We start from the raw sequence: 17,101 nt of genomic DNA on the forward strand, positions 1-17,101 counted from the left end.
CCGGGTGGCGGGGCGGGCCCGGGAGGTTTCGGGGGCGGGTGTCGGACCGACGTCGTACGCTGGGAAACCCCCGGCCCGTGCGACGTGTCGGGCCCTTCGCGTTGCCCACCCTCCGGATGGAAGCCCCATGAGTCTGCACGGTCTGCTCGACGCCGTCGTCAAGGACCCCGCCCTCGCCGAAGCGGTGCGGGCCGCCTCCGACGGCCACCGGGCCCACGTCGACCTGGTGGGCCCGCCCGCTGCGCGGCCCTTCGCGCTCGCCGCGCTCGCCCGGGACGCGGGCCGCCCGGTGCTGGCCGTGACGGCGACCGGCCGGGAGGCGGAGGACCTGGCCGCCGCGCTGCGCAGCCTGCTCGACCCGGACGCGGTGGTGGAGTACCCGTCCTGGGAGACCCTGCCGCACGAGCGGCTCTCGCCCCGCTCCGACACCGTGGGCCGCCGCCTCGCGGTGCTGCGCCGGCTGGCGCACCCGTCCCCCGACGACCCGGCGGCCGGGCCCGTCCAGGTGGTCGTCGCCCCGGTGCGCTCGGTGCTCCAGCCGCAGGTCAAGGGGTTGGGCGACCTGGAGCCGGTGGCGCTGCGGACCGGCGCCCAGGCCGATCTGAACGAGGTGGTCGAGGGCCTCGCGGCAGCGGCGTACGCGCGCGTGGAGCTGGTCGAGAAGCGCGGCGAGTTCGCGGTGCGCGGCGGCATCCTGGACGTCTTCCCGCCGACCGAGGAGCACCCGCTGCGGGTGGAGTTCTGGGGCGACGACATCGAGGAGATCCGGTACTTCAAGGTCGCCGACCAGCGCTCCCTGGAGATCGCCGAGCACGGCCTGTGGGCGCCGCCGTGCCGTGAGCTGCTGCTGACGCCCGCCGTGCGGGAGCGGGCGGCGGCGCTCGCCGAGGCCCACCCGGAGCTGGGCGAGCTGCTGGGCAAGATCGCCGAGGGCATCGCGGTCGAGGGCATGGAGTCCCTCGCCCCGGTCCTGGTGGACGAGATGGAGCTGCTGCTCGACGTGCTGCCGAAGGGCGCCATGGCGGTGGTGTGCGACCCGGAGCGGGTGCGGACCCGCGCCGCCGACCTGGTGGCCACCTCCCAGGAGTTCCTGCACGCCTCCTGGGCGGCGACCGCCGGGGGCGGCGAGGCGCCGATCGACGTGGGCGCGGCGTCCCTGTGGGGCATCGCGGACGTCCGGGAGCGGGCCCGCGAGCTGGGCATGATGTGGTGGTCGGTGTCGCCGTTCGCGGCGGACGACGAGCTGGACGATGACACGCTCAAGCTGGGCATGCACGCGCCGGAGTCGTACCGCGGCGACACCGCGCGGGCGCTGGCCGACACCAAGGGCTGGCTCGCCGACGGCTGGCGCACGGTGTACGTCACCGAGGCGCACGGCCCGGCGGCCCGGACGGTCGAGGTGCTGGGCGGCGAGGGCATCGCGGCCCGCCTCGACCGGGACCTGGAGGCCATCGAGCCGTCCCTGGTCCATGTGTCGTGCGGCTCGATCGACCACGGCTTCGTGGACCCGGCGCTGAAGCTGGCGGTCCTCACCGAGACCGACCTGTCGGGCCAGAAGGCGGCCGGCAAGGACGGCGGCCGGATGCCGGCCCGCCGCCGCAAGACGATCGACCCGCTGACCCTGGAGGCCGGCGACTACATCGTCCACGAGCAGCACGGCGTGGGCCGGTACATCGAGATGGTGCAGCGCACCGTGCAGGGCGCCACGCGCGAGTACCTCCTCGTCGAGTACGCCCCGGCCAAGCGCGGCCAGCCCGGCGACCGGCTGTACATCCCCACCGACCAGCTGGAGCAGGTCACCAAGTACGTCGGCGGCGAGGCGCCCACCCTGCACCGGCTGGGCGGCGCCGACTGGACCAAGACCAAGGCCCGCGCCAAGAAGGCGGTCAAGGAGATCGCCGCCGACCTGATCAAGCTCTACAGCGCCCGGATGGCCGCCCCCGGGCACGCCTTCGGCCCCGACACCCCCTGGCAGCGGGAGCTGGAGGACGCCTTCCCGTACGCGGAGACCCCCGACCAGCTGTCCACCATCGCCGAGGTGAAGGAGGACATGGAGAAGACGGTCCCCATGGACCGGCTGATCTGCGGCGACGTCGGTTACGGCAAGACGGAGATCGCCGTGCGCGCCGCCTTCAAGGCGGTCCAGGACGGCAAGCAGGTCGCGGTGCTCGTCCCCACGACGCTGCTGGTGCAGCAGCACTTCGGCACGTTCTCCGAGCGGTACTCCCAGTTCCCGGTCGTGGTGCGGGCGCTGTCCCGCTTCCAGACGGACACCGAGGCGAAGGCCACCCTGGAGGGGCTGAAGGACGGCTCCGTCGACATCGTCATCGGCACGCACCGGCTGTTCTCGTCCGAGACGAAGTTCAAGGACCTCGGGCTGGTGATCGTCGACGAGGAGCAGCGCTTCGGTGTCGAGCACAAGGAGCAGCTGAAGAAGCTGCGGGCCAATGTCGACGTGCTCACCATGTCCGCGACGCCCATCCCCCGGACGCTGGAGATGGCGGTGACCGGCATCCGCGAGATGTCCACGATCACCACCCCGCCGGAGGAGCGGCACCCGGTGCTCACCTTCGTCGGCCCGTACGAGGAGAAGCAGATCGGCGCGGCGATCCGCCGCGAACTGCTGCGCGAGGGCCAGGTCTTCTACATCCACAACCGGGTGGAGTCCATCGACCGGGCGGCGGCCCGGCTGCGGGACATCGTCCCGGAGGCGCGGATCGCCACCGCGCACGGCCAGATGAACGAGACCCAGCTGGAGCAGGTCGTCGTGGACTTCTGGGAGAAGAAGTCCGACGTCCTCGTCTCCACCACGATCGTCGAGTCCGGCATCGACATCTCCAACGCCAACACCCTGATCGTGGAGCGCGGCGACAACTTCGGCCTCTCGCAGCTGCACCAGCTGCGCGGCCGGGTCGGCCGGGGCCGGGAGCGGGGCTACGCGTACTTCCTCTACCCGCCGGAGAAGCCGCTGACGGAGACCGCGCACGAGCGGCTCGCGACGATCGCCCAGCACACCGAGATGGGCGCCGGCATGTACGTCGCCATGAAGGACCTGGAGATCCGGGGCGCGGGCAATCTGCTGGGCGGCGAGCAGTCCGGTCACATCGCGGGCGTCGGATTCGACCTGTACGTACGGATGGTGGGCGAGGCGGTCGCCGACTACCGGGCCTCGCTCGAAGGCGGTGTCGAGGAGGAGCCGCCGCTGGAGGTCAAGATCGAGCTGCCGGTCGACGCGCACGTCCCGCACGACTACGCGCCGGGCGAGCGGCTGCGCCTCCAGGCGTACCGGGCGATCGCCTCGGCCAACTCGGAACAGGACATCGCGGCGGTGCGGGAGGAGCTGACCGACCGCTACGGCAAGCTGCCCGAGCCGGTGGAGAACCTGCTGCTGGTCGCCGGGCTGCGGATGCTGGCCCGCGCGTGCGGGGTCGCCGAGATCGTCCTCCAGGGGCCCAACGTGCGCTTCGCCCCGGTGGAGTTGCGCGAGTCGCAGGAGCTGCGCCTCAAGCGCCTCTACCCCCGTACGGTGATCAAGGCGCCCACCCACCAGATCCTGGTGCCCCGCCCGACCACCGGCAAGATCGGCGGCAAGCCGGTGGTGGGCCGCGAACTGCTGGCGTGGACGGGCGAGTTCCTGACGACGATCCTCGGGTCCTAGGGGGCCGGGTCCGGCCCGGGGGCGTACGCCCTACGATGCGGGCATGCGTACGCTCCGGGCCGTCCGCCCCGTCCTGGCCGCCGCCCTCGCCGCCGTCTGCGCCGGCGGGTGCGGCGTCCTGGACGACCCCTCGTCCGCCCAGGGGCCGCCGCCCGGTACGCGCGCGTCCGTGCCGCTGGACAACCCGGACGGTACGAAACCGGGCCTGGCGCCCGTCACCTCCGACGCCGCCCGGGCCGAGGCGCGGCGGCTCGTCGCCTCGCTGTCCGTGAAGGGCCGGGGGCCCCGGACCGGGTACGACCGGGACGCGTTCGGGTACGCCTGGATGGACTCGGCCGACGGCGTCCCGCTGGCCCGCAACGGCTGCGACACCCGCAACGATTTGCTCCGGCGCGACGGCCGCGAGGTGCGCTTCCGGTCCGGTTCCGACTGCGTGGTGGTGGCGATGACGCTGTACGACCCGTACACGGACCGGGACATCGCCTGGACCAAGGCCGAGGCGGCGGACGTGCAGATCGACCATGTCGTACCGCTCTCCTACAGCTGGCAGATGGGCGCCTCCCGCTGGTCGGAGAGCAAACGCGAGCGGCTGGCGAACGATCCGCTGAACCTGCTGCCGGTCGACGGCCCGGCCAACAGCCGCAAGGGCGACTCCGGCCCGGCGTCCTGGCTGCCGCCGAACAAGGCGGTCCGCTGCTCCTACGCGGTGCGGTTCGCGCAGGTGGCGAAGAAGTACCAGCTGCCGGTGACGGCCCCGGACAAGGACATGATGCTCACGCAGTGCGGCGGGTGAAAATCGCTGGGCGGACGGCTCCCGGTTGTCTAGCCTGCCCGGATGGACCTGCGCATATCCACGCTCGCCGAGCGGCCCGAACTCCAGGGCAAGCTGTGGGAGATGCTCGACCTGTGGCCGGAGTTCATGCGCCACGACCCGATCGGCTGGGCGAACATCGGGCGGATCGTCGCCGAGCTGCCCGAGTACGTCCTGGTCGCCACCGACGCCGGAGGGGCGGTCGTGGCGCGCGGGTTCAGCGTGCCGTTCCGGCTCCGGGCGGAGGGGCGCGGTGAACTGCCCGCCACCGGCTGGGACCAGGTGCTGCTGTGGGCGTTCTCCGACCGGCGGCACGGCCGCGTCCCGGACACGGTGAGCGCGATCGAGATCGCCGTCGCCCCCGGCGTCCAGGGCAGGGGCGTGTCGGCGCGGATGCTGGCCGCGATGCGGGACAACGCGCGGCGGATGGGCTTCGGCGAGGTCGTCGCACCGGTCCGTCCCAGCGGCAAGCACCTGGAGGTCGGGGCGCCGATGCGGGAGTACGCCTTCCGCACGCGGGAGGACGGTCTGCCGCACGACCCGTGGCTGCGGGTCCACGTCCGCGCGGGCGGGGTCGTGGAGGCGGTGGCGCCCGCGTCGATGACGATCGCGCACTCGGTGGAGCGCTGGCGGGAGTGGACCGGGCTGCCGTTCGACACGGACGGCCCGGTGGAGGTGGAGGGCGCGCTGGCCCCGGTGCGGTGCGAGGCGTCCAGCGGGTACGCCGTGTACGTCGAGCCCAACGTGTGGGTGCGCCACCGCCTGTAGGAGGCGGCGTACGACGGGGAGCCGGACGGGCCGCCCCCTCCGACGGCCCGTCCGGCTCCCCTTGTTCCCCCGTGGGTCTCGCTACTCCCCGCCCAGCGCGTCCAGATCCACGACGTCCTTCGCGGCCGGCTTCTTCGCCGGGACCGGCTTGCCGTAGTCGCGGAAGGACATCGTCCCCGGCTCCTTGCCGCCCGCGATGTCGATCTTCAGCAGGTACGGCTCGCCCTCGGTGGCGACGTAGATCTTGTACGTCGTGGCGCCGTCCTTCTCGGTGAGCGTCAGGGCCTTCTTGCCGCCGACGGTGGTCTCCGCACCGCGCCGGGCGGCGTTGCCACCCGTCTCGAACCCGGACAGCAGTGTGTCGAGGTCACACATCGCGAGGCCGTCCTTGACGTCGGGGTCATTGGTGTCCGCCTTCACCCAGCGGCCCTGGAGCGTCTTCAGCACGGCCGCCGTCTCCTCGGGCGAGGAGCCCTCGCTCTGGTCGCGCAGGAACGCCTCGTCGAAGCGCAGGTAGGCGAGCCCCCCGGTCCGGAGGATCTCCAAGGTGCCCGTGGTGTTCTCCGTAATGGTCCCGGCGCACTCTCCCTTGGTGTCCAGGGCCATGAACGTCTTCGTCCGGCCCTCCTTGTCCGTGATGTCGGCGTCCAGGGTGAGGGAGGTGGCCGACTTGGTCGCCTTGATGGCCCTGTCGGCTATCTGCGGGCCGGTGAGGCCCGGGAAGGGGCCCTCCTTCCCGGACGCGGCGCCCGCCGTGCCGGTGGGGCCGCAGGCGCTCAGGCCGAGGGCGGCGGAGGTGCACAGGGCGGCCACGAGGGAGACCTTCAGTGCGCGGCGGGTGGTGGCAGACATGGGACGGGACTCCGGGGGTGAGAGAGACGAGGGGTGGTGCGGTGCAGGGGGCGAGCGGGGGTGCGGGGGGAGGGGGTCAGAGCTTCAGCTCCCACTGCACGGGGTCGTAGTCGAAGCCCGGGACGACCTCGACGGTCAGGGAGGCGGCGTCGGCGGGGGCGTCGAAGGCGTACTTCACGGTGGCCTTCTTGCCGGGCAGGACGGTGCCGGTGAAGCCCTTGCCGTAGGTGTCGCCGTCGAAGATCTCCTCGGCGGCGGTGCCCTCGGCGCCGGCCCGGGCGCTGACACCGACGGAGTCGGCGGTGAACGCCTTCTTGCCGGCGTTCTCGATGACGATCGAGACCTCGTAGACCTTGTTGCCCTCGGTGTGGCCGATGGCGAACTCGCCCGCCTCGACGGCCTTCGGCGCGGACACGCTCACCTCGACGTCGTCGTCGTAGACCGAGGTGTCACCGGCGGCCAGCGGCTTGCCGTCGGGCTTCTCCTCCGCGCCCGCCGCGCCCTTCTTCGCCGCCGACGGGTCCTTGGGCGCCGCGCTGGTGGTGTCCAGCGCCTTGTCGACCTCGTCGACCAGGTCGCTCGCGGCCTGGTACACGAGCACCGCGCCGACCACCGAGAGGATCAGCGCGACCAGGCCCAGCACCGCGCCGGTCGTGGCCACGCCCTTGTTGCCGGCCTCGCCGCGCTTGACCCGGCCCCGGCCGGACAGGCCGAGGATCAGGGCCAGGAGGCCGAGGATGCCGGCCACCCAGAACAGGAACGGGATCAGGCCGGCCAGGGCGCCGATGATGCCGAGCACCAGCGCCGCCGTGCCGAGCCCGTTGCGCAGGGGCGCCGGCGGGGGCACCGGGGCACCGCCGCCGTAGGGGCCGGGGCCCGGATAGGGCTGCTGGGTGCCGTACGAGGGCTGCTGCGTGAAGTCGGACATGGGTGTCCTCCCGGACATGACGAGAAGTCTGTGTGCGGGGCCACCGTGCCTACCCCGTGTAGCGACGGGTCAATAAGAGCAGAGCCTGTGAACCGAGTCAACACGAGATCCCGGAGTGTGGATGACTCACACTGTGAAGCCGGTGGTCTTGTGTACGGCTGTAGGATCGGCGCCACAGCAGCAGACCGAAGGGAGTCGGCCGGTGCCGGACAACGCAGCAGAGGTCACGGCGGCCGGAATCGCCCGCCTCGCGGGAGTGGGGCGCGCCGCTGTCAGCAACTGGCGCCGCCGCCACGCCGACTTCCCCCAGCCCGTCGGCGGCACCGAGACCAGCCCCTCCTTCGCCCTCGCCGAGGTCGAGGCGTGGCTGCGCGCCCAGGGCAAGCTGGCCGAGGTGCCCCTGCGGGAACGCGTCTGGCAGCAGGCCGCCGGACACCCCGCCGGCGCGGTCACCGCGCTCGTGCACGCCGGCTGCGCCCTGCTGCTGGTGTGCCACCGGCCCAGCGGCTGGCTGGAGCTGGCCGCCGTCTCCGACGAGCGCCTCGCCGAGACCCTCCCGCCCGCCCTGGAAGAGGTCCTGACGTTCCGTCTCGGCCCCGACCGGCCCGTCCCCACCCCGCTCGCCGCCGAACTCGCGCCCTCGATCCCGCTGCTGAGGTCCGCCGCCGAACTGGCCGCCGGGACCGGCGCCCGGCAGGCGTTCGAGTTCCTCCTCGGACGCCACCTGGACGCCAACCCCCGCCAGTACACGCTCACCCCGCCCGGACCCGCCGCCCTCATGGCCGAACTGGCCGGGCCCGCCGCGACCGTGCTCGACCCCGCGAGCGGCACCGGGGCCCTGCTCCGCGCCGTGGCCGAACCCACCGCCCTGTACGCCCAGGAGGCCGACCGCGACCTGGCCGCGCTCACCGCCCTCCGGCTGGCCCTCCACTCCGGGGCCGAGGTGCGGGCCACGGCGGGCGACGCGCTGCGCGCCGACGCGTACGGCGGGCTCACCGCCGACGCGGTGCTGTGCCACCCGCCGTTCAACGAACGCAACTGGGGCCACGAGGAGCTGGCCTACGACGCCCGCTGGGAGTACGGCTTCCCCGCCCGCACCGAGTCCGAGCTGGCCTGGGTCCAGCACGCCCTGGCCCGGCTGCGCCCCGGCGGCACCGCCGTCCTGCTGATGCCCCCCGCCGCCGCGTCCCGCCGCTCCGGCCGCCGCATCCGCGCCGACCTGCTGCGCCGGGGCGCGCTGCGGGCGGTCGTCGCCCTCCCGGCCGGGGCGGCGCCCCCGTACGGCATCCCGCTGCACCTCTGGGTGCTCCGCAAGCCCGTCCCGGGAGCCGCCGCGTCACCGGAACTGCTGGTCGTCGACACGGCGGAGCACACCGGCGCGGGGCGCGACAAGCTCGACTGGGGCGCCGTGCGCACCGCCGTGCTCGACGCGTGGACGCCCTTCGACAAGCACGGCACCGTCCCCGAACGGCCCGGCGCCCACCGCTGCGTACCCGTCATCGAGCTGCTGGACGACGACGTCGACCTGGCGCCCGCCCGCCACCTGCCGCCCCCGGCCGCCGCCGGCGGGGCCGAGGAGCTGGCCGCGGTGCACGACCGGCTGACGGCCGTCCTGCGCCGGACCGCCGAACTGACCCCGCCGCCCGCCCACACCTCCCCGCGCCCGGGGGCCGCCCGCCTCCCCGCCGTCACCGTGGGCGAACTGGCCCGCACCGGCGCCCTGGAGCTGCACACCGGCGGACCGGGCACCGGCACCGGCACCGGCGCGGGCGCGGCCACCGGCACCGGCCCCGGCTCCGGCGGCGCCACCGGCTCCGGACCGGTCGCCGTCCTCACCGAGCAGGACGTGCTGACGGGCCAGGAGCCCTCCGGGACCCTCCCCGAGGGCCTCGGCCCGGGAGAGGAGCCCGTGCGCGTCCGGGCGGGCGACGTCGTCGTCCCCGTCCTCGGCGGCGGGGCGATCGCCCGCGTCGTCGACGACACCACCGCGGGCGCCGCCCTCGGCCGCAACCTCCAGCTGCTGCGCCCCGACCCCGAGGCGCTCGACCCCTGGTTCCTGGCCGGCTTCCTGCGCGGCACCGCCAACAACCGGCAGGCCAGCAGCTACGCCTCCACCGCCACCCGGCTCGACGTCCGGCGCCTCCAGCTGCCGCGGCTGCCGCCGGCCGAACAGCAGCGGTACGGCGAGCGCTTCCGGGCGCTCGCCGCCTTCGAGGAGGCCCTGCGCCAGACCGGACGCCTGGGCGAACGGCTGGTGCGCGGCCTGTACGACGGCCTCACGGACGGGACGGTCGAGGCGTGAACGAGGGCGGGGGCGGGCCCGTCTGACGTTTCCACAACGGTTGCGTACAACCCCGGCACCCTTGTCGGTGTCGATGTATACGCTCATCCTCTCGTCCGACTCGCCGGGTCGGCACACCTCTTCCAGGAGCAGTAATGCACGGCCACGGCCACGCACCGCCCCCGCCCGGGCGCCCCGCCGACGGCACGCTGGTCGTGCTGCGCACGCTCTTCGTGGCCATCACCGTGCTGAGCTGCGGCTTCCTGGCGTGGGCGCCGATGGTCCGGCTGGCCGTCGTCACCCGCAGGACGCTCGACTGGTTCCTGTTCTGCCTGCTGCTGCTGAGCATGATCGGCATGTTCGTGTTCCTGGCCTCGGCCGTGCCGGCCGACGAGAACCAGGAGATGAGCGACGGGTCGGCGCTCGCCTTCGGCGTCTGGATGATCCTCAGCGTGGTGGGCGTCACCATCTACTACCTGATCGCCGAGATCCGGCACTTCGGCCGTGCCGCCGCCCCCGTCCCCTCCTACGACCCGCCGCGGCCCGGCGGTTACGGCTACCCGCAGGCGTACCCCCACCCCGCGCCGCCCCAGCAGACCCCGCCCCGGCAGACCCCGCTCCCGCACCAGCCGGCGTACCACCCGCAGGCCCCCCAGCACACGCCCACGCCCCCGCCCGCGGCCAGGCCCACGCCGCAGCGGATCGACCGGGTGCGCGCCGAGCTCGACCAGCTCAGCGACCTCCTCCGCAACGACCCCGGGGCCGGCCACCCGCCCCGCGACCCCCGCGACGCCAGCGACCCCCGTGACCCGCGGGACGGGACGCCGTGAACGGACGCGTCATCGCCGGGCGGTACGAGCTGTCCACCGTCATCGGCCAGGGCGGCATGGGGCAGGTGTGGACCGCCTACGACGGCCGGCTCGACCGCCGCGTCGCCGTCAAGCTGCTGCGCCCCGACCACATGGCCGCCGCCACCGCGGCGGGCGACATGCGCCGCCGGTTCGTCCGCGAGTGCCGGGTCACCGCCCAGGTCTCCCACCCGGGCCTGGTCACCGTGCACGACGCGGGCGGCGACGGCGACGACCTCTACCTCGTCATGCAGTACGTCGAGGGCGCCGACCTCGCCGACCACCTCGCCGAGCACGATCCCTACCCGTGGCCGTGGGCGGTGTCGGTCGCCGCCCAGCTCTGCGCCGTCCTCGCCGCCGTCCACGCGGTGCCGATCGTCCACCGCGACCTCAAGCCGCGGAACGTGATGGTCAAGCCGGACGGCACGGTCACCGTCCTCGACCTCGGCGTCGCGTCCGTCATCGACACCGACACCACCCGCCTCACCCACACCGGCTCGCCCATCGGCAGCCCCGCCTACATGGCGCCCGAGCAGGCCATGGGCGGCGCCGTCGGCCCGTACACCGACCTGTACGCGCTCGGCGCGCTGCTGCACGAACTGCTCAGCGGCAGCGTGCCCTTCGCCGGCTCCACCGCCCTCGGCGTCCTGCACCGCCACCTCTACGAGCCGCCGCTGCCGGTGCGCCAGCTCCGCCCCGAGGTCCCCGAGGCGCTGGAGGCGCTCGTCCTGCGGCTGCTCGCCAAGGACCCGCAGCACCGCCCGTCCGGCGCCCAGGAGGTGTACGAGGCGCTCGCCCCGCTGCTGCCCGCGCGCGGGGTGCCCACCGGGCCGCTCGACCCCACCCGCCCCTTCCTGCGCCCCTTCGCCCCCTGGCCCGACCGGGTCTCCACGCCCGCGGCCGTCCCGCCCCCGCCCGCCGCGCCCCCGGTGACCCGCCCCGACGTGGCCGCCGCCGTCGACGAGGTCAAGCGGCTGCTCGGCGAGGGCAGCATCACCCGGGCCGTCGACCTGCTCGGCTCGATCCTCCCGGCCGCCGCCGCCGAGCACGGCGAGCACTCCCCGGTGGTGCGCATCCTGCGCCGGCAGTACGCCACCACCCTGATGGACGACGGCCAGTACCGGCGCGCCCTGCCCGAGCTGCGGCGCCTCGCCGAGGACCGGGGCGCCGAGGCGGGCCCCGCCGACCCGGAGACCCTCCAGTACCGCTACGACGCGGCGCTCTGCCTGGAGCAGCTCGGCGAGACGGCCGCCGCGCTCGCCGAGTACCGGGCGCTCCTGCCGTACCACACGACCGGCGCCGACCCGTCCCGCGCCTTCGACCTCCGGCACCGCATCGGGCACCTGCTGCTGGCGATGGGCGACCACACGGCCGCCCACCAGCAGCTCCAGAACCTGCTGTACGACGCGGAACGGGCCTACGGCCCCTACCACCCGCTCCCGGCGGAGCTGCGCCGGGCGCTGGACCGCCAGCAGCGGATGCGGGGCGCCTGAGCCGGCAGTGGCGGGCCGTCAGGCGGCGCGGCAGTACACCGAGTCGGCGATCCGCCCCAGCCCGCCGAGCCCCGCCGGGCGCGTCCCGGCGTCCGTGCCGGCCACCACTACCGCGCCGGGTGCGGCCAGCTCCCGCACGGCCGCCAGGTCGTGGGCGCCGTTCACCACGATCACCCCGTAGCGGCGGTCGGCGACCCGCTCCCGTACAGCCGCATCGGCGAAGGCGCCCCGCGCGAACCGCGCCGTGTCCACCGGGCCCGTCCCGCCGCCCAGCGCCAGGTTGCCGCGCACCACGTCCTCGCCGGCGGACGTGCCGTCCAGCGGGTCGACGATCGTCAGCCGCGCCTCCAGCCCGGCGCGCCGCAGCATCCGCCGCAGCGCGGCGCCGAACAGGCCGTTGGAGGTGCCGATCTCCAGCACCTCGCCGTTCGGCGGGGTGAGCAGCGGGAGGGCCGCGAGGCGCCCGCACACGTCGGAGACGGTGCCCGCCAGCCCGCCGGCGCCCAGCGCCTCCAGGGCCACCAGGTGGCGGTAGGCCACGGTGACGTCGTGCCGGGCGCGCTCCCCGTCGTCGCCGGTGACCGCCCGCACCTCGCGGACCAGGGTGTCGACCTGGGTGGCGGTGGGCATGCGGTGCCCGTCGCGTCCCGCGTGGTCGAGCAGCAGCCCGAGGCCGTAGCTCTGCCGCCGCAGGTCGGCCACCGCGTGGTGCAGGGCGTCGAGGTCGGACTGGAGCGCGGTGGTGGTGCGCTCCATACGCTGCTCCACCAGGGCGAAGGCGGGCCGCAGGACCCGCTTCGCCAGCCGGTTGCTCAGAAGAGAGGGCATGCGCGGCAAGCTACGCCGCTCCGGTCGCCGCCCGGGTCACGTCCCGGTGGTGCGGTGGTGAAGTCTTGGTGGCGCGCAGGCGACGTACGGCACTCGACGCCCCCAGGACGAGCAGCGCGACGGCGCAGGCCGCCACCCCCGCGCGCAGCCCCGGCGGGCGGAACGTGCAGGTCAGGGACGTACGGCCGTCCCTCACCCGGGCGGCGACCAGGCCGCCGTACGACGCGGCGGGGCGGCCGTCGCAGCGCCAGCCGGCGATCCGGGGCGCCGCGAGGACGGCCGTGCCCCGGGTGCCGGGCGGCAGTTCGGCGCGGACCGAGTCGCCGGAGACGCGCACCGCGACCGCGCCGGTGGCCCGCAGCCGGGCGACGGCCGCCGCGAGCCGGGCCCGGTCCAGGCACCCGACGCTCCCCGGTGGCGGTACCGCGCCGCGCCCGAGGACCACCCGGGTGCCCGCCGTGCGCTGGACGCCCAGCGGGGCCATCGCCGCGCTCCACCGGGGCCGCCCGCCGCGCAGCTCCACCGGCGGGCCCGCGCCCAGCCGGGCCGTCCCGGTGGCGTCCGGCGCCCAGAGGTGGACCTCGCTGCCGACCGGGCAGACCCCGTCGGCGGGCAGGTCGTAGACGCGCGCCCCGAGCAGCAGCTCCTGGTTGCGGAACGGCGAGGCGCCGTAGCGGGGCGCCGGGTCGTCCGGACGGACCGTCACCAGGGGCGGGACGCCCGGGTTCCGGTGCGTCCGGCCGTCCCGCCACCGCGCCCCGACCGCGAAGAGGGCGTCGGTCACCGGGTTGTCGAGCGACTGCAGGCTGCGCCCGTTGGACGTCCACCCGCCGCCCAGGGCCGCCAGCGTCCGCGTCCACACCGCCGGGGTGTGGCTGCTGTAGTACGCCGCGCCCTGCCCGCCCACCAGCAGCGGGTCGTTGCCGGTGAGCTGCGGGCGGCCCGGGTCGGTGCGGTACGCGGGCCAGCCGTCCGCCGCCGCGACCGCCGCCGCCCGCGCGTCGTGCGCCGCGCCCCAGGGCGGGCGGTCGTCCAGCCGGGCGGGCCGCTCCCGGTCGGCGTACGCGGTGGTCGCGGCGGCCTGCCCGACCAGGGCGCCCGCCAGCAGGACGGCGCCGGCGGCCACGTACCGCCGGGTGCTGCGGCGCATCAGCACCAGCCCCCCGGCGGTGGCGGCGAGCCCCGCCGCGTACAGCGCGTACGCCGGCGGCGACGCCAGGTCCCCGGTCGCGGCGGCGGCCGCGACCGCCCCCAGCACCAGCGTGCCGCCCGCCAGGGCCCGGCGGCCGGGCGGGCCGTGGGAGAGGCACGTCCACGCGGCGAGGACCAGGACGCCCGCGAGCACGAAGGTCTGCCGGTAGGGGCTGCCGTTGGGCGTGGCGAACGCATGCCAGACCAGGTGCGTCGGCTTCCACTGCGCCGACAGCACCACCGCCGCCACGAGCCCCGTCCATGCCCACCGCTGACGGGCCGGCACGCCCCGGTGGAAGGGCAGCGCAGCCGCCGGCAGCAGGGCGGCGGCGCCCAGGAAGACGGCCGGGGTGAAGAAGCCGTACGTCGCGGGCAGCGCCCGCGCGGCCACCTCCGCCCACCCGGCGGGCGCGAACTCCCGCGTCCAGCCCGGGTACGCCTGCCGGGTGCCCAGGTAGACGGGGACCAGCAGCGGCGCCGCGAGCCCCACGCCCAGCAGCACGGTCCCCACCGCGCGTCCCAGCACCCGCCACCCCGGCCACCCGCTCACCAGCAGCACCAGGGCCGCGCCGAGCGTCGCCATCCAGGCGGTGTAGAAGTTGGCGGCCCACACCGCCGCGACCACCACCGGACCCAGCACCGGGCGGCGCCCCTCCCGCACCCAGGAGCCCACCAGGCACAGCAGCGGCAGGCCGATCAGCCCGTCGAGCCACATGGGGTTGTAGGACGCCTCGACGACGGCCCAGCCGCACAGCGCGTACGCGGCGCCGAGCACCCCGGCCGCCCACCACGGCCCCGGGCGCCGCGCGAGCAGCAGCCCGGCCATGGCCGCGCCGGCGGTGGCCGTCTTCAGGACGGTGATCGCGTACACCGCGAGGTCCGGCGCGTCCCGCGGGAAGACGCCGACGAGCAGCGCGAACGGGCTGGACAGATAGGTGCCGAGGTCGGGCAGGAAGGCGGTGCCGTGGCCGGAGGACCAGTTGAGCAGCAGCCCGCCGTCCGCCCGGCCGTGCAGCAGGTCCCACAGGTGGGCGTGGAACGGCACGAACTGGTTGCCCAGGTCGTTGACGGCGCGAGTGCGGGGGCCGAAGGGGAAGGTCCGGGCGGCGGCGTCACCGGCACCGAGGGAGAGCACGGTCAGCAGGGCGGCGAGGGCGGCGGCACGGGGGGCGGGTCTGCGCATGGTGGGACCGAATATGCCGGGGCCCGCCGGGTGAATCACCGGCCTCCCGGACCCGTTCATGGAATGGTCGTCTGCCCGCCATGTGGAGCGACCGCCGCCGACACGCGCGTCCGTTGTCGTTTTCCCGTGCTGATCTCGATTGTTGTGCCGTGTTTCAACGAAGAGGAGATCATCGGCCGCTTCCACGCCCACCTGACCGGCGAACTCGAATCCGTCGCCGCGGAATACGCCGCGGAATGCGCGGTGGAATTCGAGCTGGTCTATGTGGACGACGGAAGCGAGGACCGTACGCTCCCCTTCCTGGAGAAGGCCGCGGCGGCCGATCCCCGTACGCACTATGTGTCCTTCAGCCGCAATTTCGGCAAGGAGGCGGCGATGCTGGCCGGCCTCCAGTACGCGGGCGGGGACGCGGTCGTCGTCATGGACGCCGACCTCCAGCACCCGCCGGAGCTGATACGCCGGATGCTGCGGCTGCACCGCGAGGGATACGACCAGGTGGTGGCCCGCCGCACCCGCACCGGCGAGCGGGTCACCCGCGCCCTGGCGGCCCGCGCCTACTACCGGCTGGTCAACCGGTTCGTGGACGTCGAGCTGGCGGACGGGGTCGGCGACTTCCGGCTGCTGTCGCGCCGCGCCGTCGACGCGGTCCTGGAGCTGACCGAGTACAACCGCTTCTCCAAAGGGCTCTTCGCCTGGGTCGGATTCCGCACCACGACCTTCGACTACGAAAACGCCCGCCGGGAGACCGGCCGTTCCTCGTGGACGTTCCGCCGACTGCTCGACTACGGCCTGGACGGCCTGATCTCCTTCAACGACAAACCGCTGCGGGCCGCGCTCCACCTCGGTCTGCTGCTGGTGTCGGCGGCCGGCGCGTACGCCGCCTGGATCGTCGGCGCCGCCCTGGTGAACGGGGTGGAGACGCCCGGCTATGTCACCCTGCTGGTGTCGGTCACGGCACTCGCCGGGGTCCAGATGGTGATGCTGGGTCTCGTCGGGGAGTATGTCGGCCGTATCTATTACGAGGTGAAAAGGCGCCCGCACTTCCTGGTGAAGGCGGCCAGCACCCCCGTACCGCACCAACGACCCCGTGGGGAGCTCGTCCGCACATGACCGTCCGCGCCCAGATCGTCAGGTTCGCGCTGGTGGGCGCGGTGAACACCGCCACCTACTACGTCCTGTACCTGCTGCTCCTGGCGCTCGGCCTGCCCTATGTGGCCGCCCACGTCGTGGCCTTCCTGCTGGCGATGACCGGGTCGTTCTTCTTGAACTGCCGCTTCACCTACCGCACCCGCCCCACCTGGCGGAAGTTCCTGCTCTTCCCGCTCACCAACGCGGCGAACTTCGTGATCACCACCAGCGGGGTGTGGCTCCTGGTCGACGTGGCCGGCTTCTCCAGCCGCTGGGCCCCCCTGCTCGCCGCCGCGGCGGCCGTCCCGGTCACCTTCCTGGTGTCGCGGACGATCATGCTGCGGCCCGAGACCCCGCGGGCCGGGGGATCGTTGGACCGGGCAGTGGCCGCGAAGTAGTGGCCCGAGCCACCTTCACTGCCTACCATCGATCACCGCAAGGTCGTCTTACTCACGCACGACCCACGCCGGGAGGCTCCTTTGCACCGCCTGCATCGCCGCCGTCGCACCGCGCTCTCCGTCTCCGCCGCGCTGATCGCCGCGGCCCCGCTCCTGGCCGCCTGCGGGAGCGACACCCACCCCGGGGCGGCGGCCGTCGTCGACGGCGACCGGATCGAGGTGTCCGCCCTCCAGGCGCAGGTCAGGGACGTGCGGACCGCCCAGGAGGCGTCCCCGCAGGCGCAGCGGCTGATCGAGGCCACCGGCGACCTGAACCGGGAGAAGCTCAACGGCATGATCTTCGACCGGGTGGTCGAGAGGATCGCCGCCGACCAGGGCGTCACCGTCAGCCGCAAGGAGATCCAGGAGACCCGGCGGGCCGCCGCGGCGCAGAGCGGCGGCGAGGAGCAGCTCGCCGCGATGCTGCTCCAGCAGCAGGGCGTGGCCCCGGACCAGATCGACGACGTGGTCCGGCGCGACGTCCTGATGAACAAGATCGCGGCCAAGCTGGGCGCCGCGAACACCCCGGAGGGCCAGCGCAAGCTCACCGAGGTCTTCACCACCACCTCCAAGGCGCTCGACATCGAAGTGAACCCCCGCTACGGCACCTGGGACAACGACAAGATCCAGCTCGGCGAGTACAGCGCCCCCTGGCTGCGGAAGCCGGACGCCCAGCGGCAGATGTAGGTTCGAGG

At 74.5% G+C, this 17,101-nt stretch carries 13 protein-coding genes; 9 read left to right on the forward strand and 4 right to left on the reverse strand.

All coding sequences use genetic code 11. The features are described 5' to 3' along the window. Window positions 1-127: 127 nt before the first annotated feature. The 3 genes from mfd to ACF08D_RS25180 are packed head-to-tail and all read left to right on the forward strand — an operon-like array spanning window position 128 to window position 5,237. Window positions 128-3,658, forward strand: a complete 3,531-nt coding sequence (gene mfd, locus ACF08D_RS25170; RefSeq protein ID WP_392225417.1) for a transcription-repair coupling factor — start codon at window positions 128-130, stop codon at window positions 3,656-3,658. Window positions 3,659-3,701: 43 nt separating this feature from the next. Then, window positions 3,702-4,451, forward strand: coding sequence for an HNH endonuclease family protein (locus ACF08D_RS25175; RefSeq protein ID WP_392225419.1), 750 nt, complete (start codon window positions 3,702-3,704; stop codon window positions 4,449-4,451). 42 nt (window positions 4,452-4,493) lie between these two features. Next, window positions 4,494-5,237: an N-acetyltransferase gene (locus tag ACF08D_RS25180; protein WP_392225421.1), complete on the forward strand. Its 744-nt coding sequence runs from the start codon at window positions 4,494-4,496 to the stop codon at window positions 5,235-5,237. A gap of 81 nt (window positions 5,238-5,318) precedes the next feature. Here ACF08D_RS25180 and ACF08D_RS25185 read toward each other — a convergent pair whose 3' ends face one another. After that, on the reverse strand, window positions 5,319-6,089 hold the full coding sequence (locus tag ACF08D_RS25185) for a hypothetical protein (protein WP_392225423.1): 771 nt from the start codon (window positions 6,087-6,089) through the stop codon (window positions 5,319-5,321). A 76-nt stretch (window positions 6,090-6,165) separates the two neighbouring features. Further along, window positions 6,166-7,017 carry a DUF4352 domain-containing protein gene (locus tag ACF08D_RS25190; RefSeq protein WP_392225425.1) on the reverse strand — a complete coding sequence of 284 codons (852 nt, stop codon included), beginning with the start codon at window positions 7,015-7,017 and terminating at the stop codon, window positions 6,166-6,168. 202 nt (window positions 7,018-7,219) lie between these two features. Between ACF08D_RS25190 and ACF08D_RS25195 the strand changes: the two genes are divergently transcribed. From ACF08D_RS25195 to ACF08D_RS25205, 3 genes are all read left to right on the forward strand, one after another. After that, window positions 7,220-9,319 (forward strand): N-6 DNA methylase, encoded by a 2,100-nt coding sequence (locus tag ACF08D_RS25195; protein WP_392225426.1) that lies wholly within the window; start codon window positions 7,220-7,222, stop codon window positions 9,317-9,319. Between the two features lie 134 nt (window positions 9,320-9,453). Continuing rightward, window positions 9,454-10,128 (forward strand): hypothetical protein, encoded by a 675-nt coding sequence (locus ACF08D_RS25200; protein WP_392225428.1) that lies wholly within the window; start codon window positions 9,454-9,456, stop codon window positions 10,126-10,128. Continuing rightward, a complete protein-coding gene (locus ACF08D_RS25205; RefSeq protein ID WP_392225429.1) occupies window positions 10,125-11,639 on the forward strand; it encodes a protein kinase in 1,515 nt (504 codons plus the stop codon). The genes ACF08D_RS25200 and ACF08D_RS25205 overlap by 4 nt, the downstream gene beginning before the upstream one ends. Before the next feature lie 18 nt (window positions 11,640-11,657). Here the strand turns inward: ACF08D_RS25205 and ACF08D_RS25210 are convergent, their stop codons facing one another. Both ACF08D_RS25210 and ACF08D_RS25215 read right to left on the reverse strand, forming a co-directional pair. After that, window positions 11,658-12,467, reverse strand: coding sequence for a class I SAM-dependent methyltransferase (locus ACF08D_RS25210; protein WP_392225431.1), 810 nt, complete (start codon window positions 12,465-12,467; stop codon window positions 11,658-11,660). 10 nt (window positions 12,468-12,477) lie between these two features. After that, the gene (locus ACF08D_RS25215; RefSeq protein ID WP_392225433.1) at window positions 12,478-14,841 is read right to left on the reverse strand and encodes a YfhO family protein; all 2,364 of its coding nucleotides are present in this window, start codon (window positions 14,839-14,841) and stop codon (window positions 12,478-12,480) included. A gap of 126 nt (window positions 14,842-14,967) precedes the next feature. Here ACF08D_RS25215 and ACF08D_RS25220 point away from each other — a divergent pair, with 126 nt between their 5' ends. From ACF08D_RS25220 to ACF08D_RS25230, 3 genes are all read left to right on the forward strand, one after another. Continuing rightward, entirely contained in the window at window positions 14,968-15,951 is a 984-nt protein-coding gene (locus ACF08D_RS25220; RefSeq protein ID WP_392225435.1) for a glycosyltransferase family 2 protein, read from the forward strand. Beyond that, window positions 15,948-16,367, forward strand: a complete 420-nt coding sequence (locus tag ACF08D_RS25225; protein ID WP_392225437.1) for a GtrA family protein — start codon at window positions 15,948-15,950, stop codon at window positions 16,365-16,367. Before ACF08D_RS25220 ends, ACF08D_RS25225 begins: the two co-directional genes overlap by 4 nt. Before the next feature lie 90 nt (window positions 16,368-16,457). Next, window positions 16,458-17,093, forward strand: coding sequence for a SurA N-terminal domain-containing protein (locus ACF08D_RS25230; RefSeq protein ID WP_392225621.1), 636 nt, complete (start codon window positions 16,458-16,460; stop codon window positions 17,091-17,093). Window positions 17,094-17,101: the final 8 nt, after the last annotated feature.

Source organism: Streptomyces sp. NPDC015131, assembly GCF_043079975.1.
Taxonomy (GTDB): Bacteria; Actinomycetota; Actinomycetes; order Streptomycetales; family Streptomycetaceae; genus Streptomyces.